Below are 8,499 nucleotides of genomic sequence, written 5' to 3'. Positions count from 1 at the left end.
TGACGGACCTTGAACCGGCGGACAGATCAACAGGAAGACAGCGCCCGGAGGCACGTCAGTTTTTTGGGGAGTCACACCGGCCCAAGACCGGTTCCAGTATTACCGTTTTTTGGCTGCTGTCCTTATGTTGTTACCGGGTGAAGTTCCGCGGCCATTGTAGGGTCGTGGCTACCCAGGGGAGGCGGGTATGGCTTTGGCTGCTGTGCCCGGACGACTCGTGCGTGACGGCTTCGAAGGATTGGCCGCCCGCCATCCCCGCGATGACCTCGACCGCTGATTGAGAGACGCGACATGATCGCCGGATAAGGACACGACGGCGCGGTTATCTGCTGGGCTCTACTCATCCGACAGACTGGAGGCTGTTCTTGGTACGACTTTGGGCCGGTATTGACGCCGGCAAAGCCAATCATCACTGCGTCGTGATCGACGTCGATGGCACGCGGCTGCTCTCGCAGAAGGTTCCCAACGACGAACCTGCCCTGCTGGACCTCATTGCCAGCGTACTGAAACTTGCGGAGGGCGACGACGTGGTCTGGGCGACCGACCTCAATCATGGTGGGCCGGCGCTGCTGATCGCGCTGCTCCTGGCCCACGGCCAGAACCTCCTCTACATTCCGGGCCGGACCGTGCATCACGCGTCCAGGCTTTACCGTGGTGACGGCAAAACGGACGCCAAAGACGCTGCTGTCATCGCCGACCGGGCCAGGATGCGCAACGACCGCCAACCATTGCGCGCCGGCGACGAAACGAGCACCGGGTTGAGGCTTCTCACGGCCCGCCGGGCCGATAAAGCCGCGGACCGGACCCGCGCGCTTAACCGGCTGCAGGCCCAGCTGCTTGAATACTTCCCCGCGCTGGAGCGGGCCTTCGACTACAGCCGCTCCAAAGCCGGGCTGCTGCTGCTCACCAAGCACCGGACCCCGGACGGGATCCGACGCGCCGGCCAGACACGGCTGCAGGCATGGCTGAAGAAGCAGGGCGCCCGTTCCTCGGCAGCCGTCGCCACGGCCGCCCTTGAGGCCGCGAAATCCCAGCACACCACAGTTCCCGCCCAGCACATCGGTGAGCAGATCGTCGCATCCCTTGCCCGGGAAGTCCTGGGCTTGACGAGGAACTGGGCGACCTCGATGCGCTCATCGGCGAGACAGTCACCGAACACCGCCACTCAACGGTGCTGCTGAGCATGCCGGGATTCGGACCCGTCCTGACCGCCGAATTCCTCGGCGCCACCGGTGGCGATCCCTCCGTCTTCCAAACCCCGGGCAGGTTCGCCGGCGTCGCCGGACTCGCCCCGGCGCCCAAAGACTCGGGAAGGATCACCGGCAACCACCACCGCCCCCGGCGCTACGACCGCCGGCTGCTACGGGTCTTCTACCTCTCATCACTCTCCGCACTCAAGAGCTGCCCGGCGTCACGGACCTACTACGACCGTAAACGGCTCGAAGGCAAAGCCCACATCCAGGCCATGCTCTCCCTGGCACGGCGCAGGCTCAACGTCCTCTGGGCCATGCTCCGCGACGGCACCGTCTACACGCCTATAGCGGCGGCTCAGACCAGTGTCGGCCCCGGCAAGTCGGTTCGCGGACGGAGGGCGGGACACGTTCGAGGCACGAGTATGCCCCCGCGACTCCCGCAATAGCCAGCCGATTGAGTTTCAACGTCCCGTGGTCCTGCAAAGCGAACCGCTATCGAGCCAGATGTTGTCTTGATAAACCTCTTGATATGCCAACGCGAAGAGGTGATAGATTGCAAGCCTGCATTGATTACGCGACGTTGCCCCGGGACTGCTTCCGGCTACGGCACAGTCTTGCAGTGAGGCCGGATCGCTCTCAAGCATCCAGGCGGTATGAACGGCGAATGGTCATCTTCATCTCTTGAACGTCTCGGCGGCGGGTTGCTCGAAGTCCCGGGCAGATCCCACCCCGCACCTTGACGTGCTTGATTAACCGGGATGCCGCCGACCGGGTGCTTTTAATGAGGTGTGGGCTTCGGCGCGAGGCCGTACCAGCGGGTGGCGGTGCCGCCGCTGACTTGTTTCTGGTCTGCTTGGCTCGGGAAGACTTCACTGACGGTTGCGGCCAGGTCTCGCCAGGCGTCCGGATAGTTTGTTTTGAGCAGGACTATGGGCCAGTTGCTGGCGAGCATGAGCCTGGAGGGTCCGAAGTGTTGTGCGGCCCATTCAACGTATGGGAGCAGGTCGGAGCGTCTCCAGCTGTTCCATGTTGAGAGCACGTTGATCCCGACGGATACTTTCACCGCGGTCGTGGGGGAGTGCGCGAGTTCTCTGATCTGACAGGCCCAGGGCTCCCACCCTTGTGAATCGACTGGAGGGCGGCCGAGGTGGTCGATGACGATCTTCAACTCCGGCACAACGGCGGAGAGTTTCAGGATGGCCGCTACCTGCCCGGGCGTGACTGGCACGACGTCCCATGCCAACCCCCGGCGCGCGAGCTCTTTGAACAGATCGACTATCGCTCTGTTGGTCAGCCATTCAAGGGGGTCGTCCGCTATTAGCTGTCGGACTCCGCACACCTTGATGGGATTGATTCGGTCGAGTTCCCGGTATGCCGATGGCGGGTCCGCAAGTGGCAGCCACGCCACCGCGCCCATGACGAAGTCATTTGCCGCGTAGGCGGCTAGGCGGTCGTTTTCTGCGGGTTCGTCGACGGACTGCACCAGGATTGTGCCGTCGACGCCTACGTTCCGTAGTTCGTGCCGGAGCTGTTCAGGGCCGTAGTCCCGGGCAAGGACGTGATGGTTCGGGTTCCTCCATGGCTGGGCTTGGGCTGCGGTTTTCCAGAAGTGGTGGTGGGCATCGATGACGGGGGTCACTGCCTCTGCTTTGATAGGGAAGCTGGGCGTTCTAGGCATGGCCATGGCATCCGCAGCTGCGACGGATAACAAGTTCGCCTTCGAGGGTTGTGTGGGTTTCACTGCCGCGGCGCAGGACTGATTCCACTGCCAGTTGGGCCATGCGCGTGATGGGCTGTGCCACGGATGTCAGGGGAGGGTGGGTGTAGGCGGCCAGGCCGGTTCCGTCGATGGATATCAGGGCGAGGTCTTCTGGGATGCGCAGGCCTTGCTCGCTGAGGGCAGCCGCAACCCCCACGGCCTGGACGTCGGAGGAGCAGACGACTCCGGAGGGTTGTCCGTCCTGGTCCAGGAGGGCGCGGATGGCGTCGTAGCCGCCGAGAAAGGTGAAGGGCGCACCGTGCACTACCGAAGTCTTCACGGGGGCCGCGGCCATTGCTTGTTCGTAGCCGTCGAGGCGTTCGTCCGAGACAGGGGCAGACCCGGGACCTCCGATGAAGGAAATGCGTGAATGTCCGTGAGAAATGAGGTGTTGGGTCGCCGCATAGCCTGCGTGGCGGTTGTCGAAGCGGACGGTGGACACGGGTGTGTGGGCGCGGTACCGGTCCATGGTGACGATCGGTATGCCTTGGTTCAGGACGTCGGCTAAGTCTTCCTCGCCGGAAGTGCTGACGAGGATGATGCCATCCACGCGCTTTTCAAGCAGAGTGGACAGATATGTGCGTTCCCTGGCCGTGTCATCGGCGCTGTTGCAGACGAGTACGGATTTCCCGGCTGCATAGGCGCTGTCCTCGATGGCCAGGGCGAGTTCGGCGAAGAACGGGTTGGACGCATCCGGAAGGATGAGCCCGAACGTGTTGGTCTGTCCGGTTCTGAGCGAACGGGCGAGTCCGTCGGGTTTGTAGCCGAGGGTCTCGACGGCGTCGAGAACTCTTTGGCGCGCGGCGGGAGAGACGGGACGGGGCCCTGAGTTCAGGACGTAGGACACGACGCCGGGGGAGACGCCGGCGGCTTTGGCTACATCGTTGCGTGTTACTGCCATCGTTTGCCCCCAAGGGCGGGGCCGGTTATTGCCGGCCCCGCCATGGTTGGGATTAGAAGGACCTCTTGATCATCCGCACCATGTCTTCGTGGCTGAGTTCGAAGGGGTGGGCGGGAACGTCGAACTTTGATTCGGTGGATTCGCTGCGGGGGATGCCGAGGGCGTCGAACAGGTGTCCGCGGGCGATTTTGTCGTTTTCGGATTCCTGGATTGCGTACTTGAGGACGTCATCGATGACGTCCTCGGGGACGACGATGGCGCCGTCCCCGTCGGCGACGATGAGGTCATCGGGGTTGATGCGCTGGCCTCCGATTTCCACCGGCATGCTGTGTCCGCCCCATTCGACGCGGCCCTGGTACATGGGCTGGACGATCCAGCGGGACCAGATCGGGATCGCCTTCTGCTCCAGTGTCTCGTCCGAGTCCCGGGTTCCTCCGTTGGTGAGGACGCCGCGGGCGCCGAGTGCGGCCCAGATCATGGAGTCCATGGAGCCGACAGCCGGGGTGGGGGTGTTGCAGGTGTCGACGACGAGGAAGGTCGTGTCGTTGATGTGTTCGGGCATGTCGTTCTTGAAAACCTGTCCGTACCAGTACTCGTAGGCCCACTTGGTGTAGTCCTGCGGGGTCATCGTCGGGACCTGCCGGTTGGTGGGGATATGGCGTGCGGTGAGCGCGAACCCGGCCGCTTTGGTCCGCCAGAGCGGGCGGATTTCGGGGGAAACCGTGCCGAAGTGGTGCAGCCCGACCCAGTCCATGCCGTCGCGGATGTCGGTGACACGCAGGTGCTTGACGGTCTCGAGGATTTCTTTCTTCCGGGCGTTGTCCAGTGCCATGATGTAATACCTTTCAAAAAAGATGCAGTGCTTGTCTGTGTGTTTGAGGTCGATCAGTTGAGCGGGCTTCCTGGCCTCCCTTCACGGAGGGACACGGACGGGGCGCTGGCACGCTCCATGTCCGCGAGCTGGCTGACTCGACGGCGGAAGTCCGGGTCCGTGCTGAAACGCGCGGACAGGAAGGCCTCGAGTGCTCCTTGGGCCACTTTGGGGCCCACGACCCAGGCTCCGAGGCAGGCGACGTTGACGTCGTCGTGTTCCACGGATTGGGCGGCCGAGTATGCATCGTGGATGACGGCTGCCCTGATGCCGGGCACTTTGTTTGCGGCGATGCAGGCACCGACGCCGGTACCGCAGACCAGGACTCCGCGCTCGGCGTGGCTGTCCAGGACCAGTCCGGTGACGCGCTGGGTGACGAGCGGGAAGTCCACGGGTGTTTCGTCCTGTGTGCCGACGTCGAGCACTTCGTGGCCGGCGTCACGGAGGGCGCGGACCACGGCACCTTTGAGCGCGTAGCCGGCGTGATCGTTTGCTAGTGCGATTCTCATGTCAACCTTTCATTCCTGTGGTGGCGACTCCTTCGACGAGGAGTTTCTGGAAAGCGATGAATACACCGAGCACGGGTAGCAGCGACACGACGGACATCGCGAAGAGTGCCCCGAAAGCTGATCCTGAGGTGGTGTCAATGAATGCGCGCAGTGCGAGGGGCAGAGTGTAGAGGTGCGGATCCGAGAGGTAGATCAGCGGGGTGAAGAAATCGTTCCAGCTGTAGATGAACGTGAAGATCGCGGTCGTCGCGAGCGCTGGCTTTGCGAGGGGGAGCATGATCTTGAAGAAGATCCGCAGGTGCCCGCACCCGTCGAGTCTCGCGGCTTCGTCGAGGTCTCGCGGTATCGCCCTGAAGAACTGGACGAGCAGGAAGACGAAGAACGCATCGGTGCCGAGCAGCTTTGGGATCACGAATGGCAGGTACGTGTTGATCCAGTGCAGGTCCCGGAACAGGAGGTACTGCGGGATCAGGATCACGTGGTGCGGCAGCAGCAGGGTGCCGATCATGATCGCAAACCAGAGCTTTTTTAGCCGGAAGTTGATCCGGGCGAACGCGTACGCCGTCAAGGAGCACGCGATGAGGTTTGCGACGACGCATAGGCTCGCGACGAGGAAAGAATTGAGTATGAACTGCCAGAAGCTCACGCCCGAGACGCCTTGGAAGCCGGTCTCGTAGCCGTTGAGGGTGAAGTTCGAGGGCAAGATCCCGGGGTCCGAGATCTGCGAGTCCGGGCGGAAGGAAGCACCGACCATCCACGCGAGCGGGTAGAACATCACGACGGCTATGGCGATGAGCAGGAGTTGCCGTAGGAAGCGCGCTGGGGGCGTGGGCTCGTCGGGGCGGTAGCGCCGCCGTCGTGTTTTTTCCGTCGGTCGCTTTTCTCGGGGAGGTGTGATTGTGGCTGTCATCGCTCGTCTCCGTAGTAGACCACTCGCCTGCTGAGGGCGAAGAGCCCTGCCGCCGCGAGGCCAACGATCACGAGGAGGACCCAGCCGAGGGCTGAGGCATATCCCATGTCGAAGTCCACGAAGCCGCGCTGATAGAGGTACAGGGTGTAAAAGAGCGTCGAATCGGCGGGACCGCCGGTTCCGTTGCTCACGATGTAGGCAGTGTTGAAGGCCTGGAACGCCCCGACCATGTTCATCATGACGTTGAAGAAGATGATCGGGCTTAGCAGGGGAATAGTGACCGAGAAGAAGCGCCGTGCCGGGGAGGCACCGTCCACAATTGCTGCCTCCTGCACCTCGTTCGGGATCTGCCGAAGCCCCGCGAGGTAGATGATCATTGCGGCGCCGAACTGCCAGACGTTCAGGATGATGAGTGTGTTCAGTGCGGTGTCCGGCTGCCCGATCCACGAGTAGCTGCTCTGGATCCCGAGGACCCGGAGGGCGCCGTTGACCAGACCGTCCGAGGCGAAGAGGAAGCGCCACAGGATGGCGATCGCCACACTCCCGCCGATAAGCGAGGGCACGTAGAAGATCGCCCGATAGATCGCGAGGCCCCGGACGCCCCGGTTCACCATCGTCGCGAGGAAGAGGGCGAACGCCTGCACGAGGGGCACCGAGACCACCAGATAGACCAAGGTCACCGTGAGGGAATGCCAGAAGCGGTCATCCTGGGTGAACATGATCTCGTAGTTCTTGGTGCCGATCCACTGCGGGGATCCCAGGATCGAGTAGTCCGTGAACGAGAGCCAAAGTGAGGCGACGACGGGCCCGCCGATGATAAAGACGAAGCCCAGGAGCCACGGGCTGAGGAAGAGGTAGCCGACGAGATTGTCGCGGTTTCCTCTCCGCTTCCGCTTCCGCTTCGGCTTTGCGGCCGGTGTCAGTTCCGGGTGGCGTCGCATAGTGCTGAGAGTGCTCATCGGAGGTCCCCCTACTTGAGGTTGACTGTGGCGGCCTTGGAGAAGAACTGGTCCACAGCCTGGGAGGCGGATACCTGGCCGAAGGCCGCCGCTTGGTACTGCCGGCTGAACTCGGTGGTCAGCGACTGGAGGCCGTCCGGGTAGCTCGTGGTCGTGAGGTCATTGCCCTTCGTGAGCCCCTGCAGGATCGTCACGTTCTGCTTGACGGCCTCCGGTGTGGCCTTGTCCCCCTGGAGGGCCTGCTGAGCTTGGGTGTTGGTCAGGATGCCGTTGTCGGACTGGAATGCCACACTGGCGTCCGGGTTGTTGGCGAAGAAGTTGACGAACGAGGCCGCGGTCGAGACGTTGTTGCAGTTCGCGGGGATCGAGAGGCCATTCTCGCCGAGCACATTGGCCGATTGCTGGGCGTTCTCCGTCGGCACCGAGACGTGGCCGATCGTCGAGGGCTTGTTCGCCCCTTGGAGCGCCTTCTGGGTCACGGAGAATTGCGGGATGTCGCGGGTTCCGGCGGCAGCCTTCCCGGTGGCCAGCGGCGTGAGCTCAAGCGCGCCGTTCTGATCGGGGATGCTTGCTGTGGGCACGGTGACGCCGGCCTTGGTGAGATCGATCCAGTACTGGAACCACTGCTGCATGAGGTCCTTGTTGAAGCCGAGCTTGCCGTCCTTGAACATCTGCTGGCCGTGCCCGATCACCCAGGATGTGAAGCTGAACATGTTCGGACCCTCGATCTCGGTCGCGTTGACTCCTGCGGGAAGTTTCGCCTGCAGATCCTTGAGCCAGGTCGCGTAGTCCTCCCACGTCATGTGGTCAGTGGGCGCGGGAACACCGGCAGCCTTAACCATGTCGGCGTTGTACGCGACGAGACGCACGAACGTGCCAGTGGGGATCATGTACTGCTTGCCGCCGATCTTCCCCGCGTCCAGCACCGCCTGCGGGATGTTGGAGGTCTGGATCTGGCCGCTCTTGATGAGGTCATCGAGCGGCAGGAGGACGTTCTTGTTGGCATAGGTGGAGTAGAACGTCGTCTGGGTTCCGATGACGCACGGGAGCTGTCCGCCGGCAGCGCGGACGGTGAGGCGCTCGATGTAGGAGTTGTAGTCGGCCACCTCTGCCGTGACCTTGGCCTGGGTCTCCTGCTGCTGGTACAGGCCGATGACCTTGTTCACTTTGTCCGCCCGGGGCGGGCTGCCCCAGAACGAATAGGTGATGGCCCCGCCAACGGGCCCCGAAGACTGGGCCGACGGCGCTGCGCTGCCGCAGCCGCTCAGGGCAAGTCCGATGCTCACTGCCGTGGCGGCGGCGAGCAATGGTTTCCGGCGGATTGGGGTCGGCCGGCTCAATCGGTTGTTCCTGTTCATGGGAATCTCCTCGACGTTGAGTTTCTTGCTGGATGGGTA

7 protein-coding genes and 1 pseudogene are annotated in these 8,499 nt (G+C 63.1%); 1 reads left to right on the top strand and 7 read right to left on the bottom strand.

Features of this window, described 5'->3' with window-relative positions; all coding sequences use genetic code 11:
• Positions 1 to 365: 365 nt before the first annotated feature.
• Positions 366 to 1,537: pseudogene (locus KNN17_RS19700) on the top strand (IS110 family transposase); the annotation flags it as partial.
• Between the two features lie 434 nt (positions 1,538 to 1,971).
• On the opposite strand, the gene KNN17_RS19695 reads toward KNN17_RS19700, so the two are convergent.
• Genes KNN17_RS19695 through KNN17_RS19665 form a run of 7 tightly spaced genes read right to left on the bottom strand, consistent with a single transcriptional unit; the run spans position 1,972 to position 8,460 of the window.
• The gene (locus KNN17_RS19695; RefSeq protein WP_241710562.1) at positions 1,972 to 2,832 is read right to left on the bottom strand and encodes an amidohydrolase family protein; all 861 of its coding nucleotides are present in this window, start codon (positions 2,830 to 2,832) and stop codon (positions 1,972 to 1,974) included.
• Positions 2,833 to 2,863: 31 nt separating this feature from the next.
• The gene (locus tag KNN17_RS19690) at positions 2,864 to 3,853 is read right to left on the bottom strand and encodes a LacI family DNA-binding transcriptional regulator (protein ID WP_241710561.1); all 990 of its coding nucleotides are present in this window, start codon (positions 3,851 to 3,853) and stop codon (positions 2,864 to 2,866) included.
• Between the two features lie 52 nt (positions 3,854 to 3,905).
• Positions 3,906 to 4,685: an RraA family protein gene (locus KNN17_RS19685; protein WP_241710560.1), complete on the bottom strand. Its 780-nt coding sequence runs from the start codon at positions 4,683 to 4,685 to the stop codon at positions 3,906 to 3,908.
• A gap of 53 nt (positions 4,686 to 4,738) precedes the next feature.
• On the bottom strand, positions 4,739 to 5,233 hold the full coding sequence (locus tag KNN17_RS19680; protein ID WP_241710559.1) for an RpiB/LacA/LacB family sugar-phosphate isomerase: 495 nt from the start codon (positions 5,231 to 5,233) through the stop codon (positions 4,739 to 4,741).
• A 1-nt stretch (position 5,234) separates the two neighbouring features.
• Positions 5,235 to 6,143: a carbohydrate ABC transporter permease gene (locus KNN17_RS19675; RefSeq protein WP_241710558.1), complete on the bottom strand. Its 909-nt coding sequence runs from the start codon at positions 6,141 to 6,143 to the stop codon at positions 5,235 to 5,237.
• Entirely contained in the window at positions 6,140 to 7,102 is a 963-nt protein-coding gene (locus KNN17_RS19670; RefSeq protein WP_241710557.1) for a carbohydrate ABC transporter permease, read from the bottom strand. The genes KNN17_RS19675 and KNN17_RS19670 overlap by 4 nt, the downstream gene beginning before the upstream one ends.
• An 11-nt stretch (positions 7,103 to 7,113) precedes the next feature.
• The gene (locus KNN17_RS19665; protein WP_241710556.1) at positions 7,114 to 8,460 is read right to left on the bottom strand and encodes an ABC transporter substrate-binding protein; all 1,347 of its coding nucleotides are present in this window, start codon (positions 8,458 to 8,460) and stop codon (positions 7,114 to 7,116) included.
• Positions 8,461 to 8,499 lie beyond the last annotated feature (39 nt).

The sequence above is a fragment of the Arthrobacter bambusae genome (assembly GCF_022606295.1).
GTDB lineage: Bacteria > Actinomycetota > Actinomycetes > Actinomycetales > Micrococcaceae > Arthrobacter > Arthrobacter bambusae_A.
This window is presented reverse-complemented; position numbering and strand designations above follow the sequence as displayed.

What these genes read in the sequence shown, in the direction of transcription:
- KNN17_RS19690 (WP_241710561.1), bottom strand. Translation starts at nt 3,853, where the DNA reads ATGGCAGTAACACGCAACGATGTAGCCAAAGCCGCCGGCGTCTCCCCC.
- KNN17_RS19685 (WP_241710560.1), bottom strand. Translation starts at nt 4,685, where the DNA reads ATGGCACTGGACAACGCCCGGAAGAAAGAAATCCTCGAGACCGTCAAG.
- KNN17_RS19680 (WP_241710559.1), bottom strand. Translation starts at nt 5,233, where the DNA reads ATGAGAATCGCACTAGCAAACGATCACGCCGGCTACGCGCTCAAAGGT.
- KNN17_RS19675 (WP_241710558.1), bottom strand. Translation starts at nt 6,143, where the DNA reads ATGACAGCCACAATCACACCTCCCCGAGAAAAGCGACCGACGGAAAAA.
- KNN17_RS19670 (WP_241710557.1), bottom strand. Translation starts at nt 7,102, where the DNA reads ATGAGCACTCTCAGCACTATGCGACGCCACCCGGAACTGACACCGGCC.
- KNN17_RS19665 (WP_241710556.1), bottom strand. Translation starts at nt 8,460, where the DNA reads ATGAACAGGAACAACCGATTGAGCCGGCCGACCCCAATCCGCCGGAAA.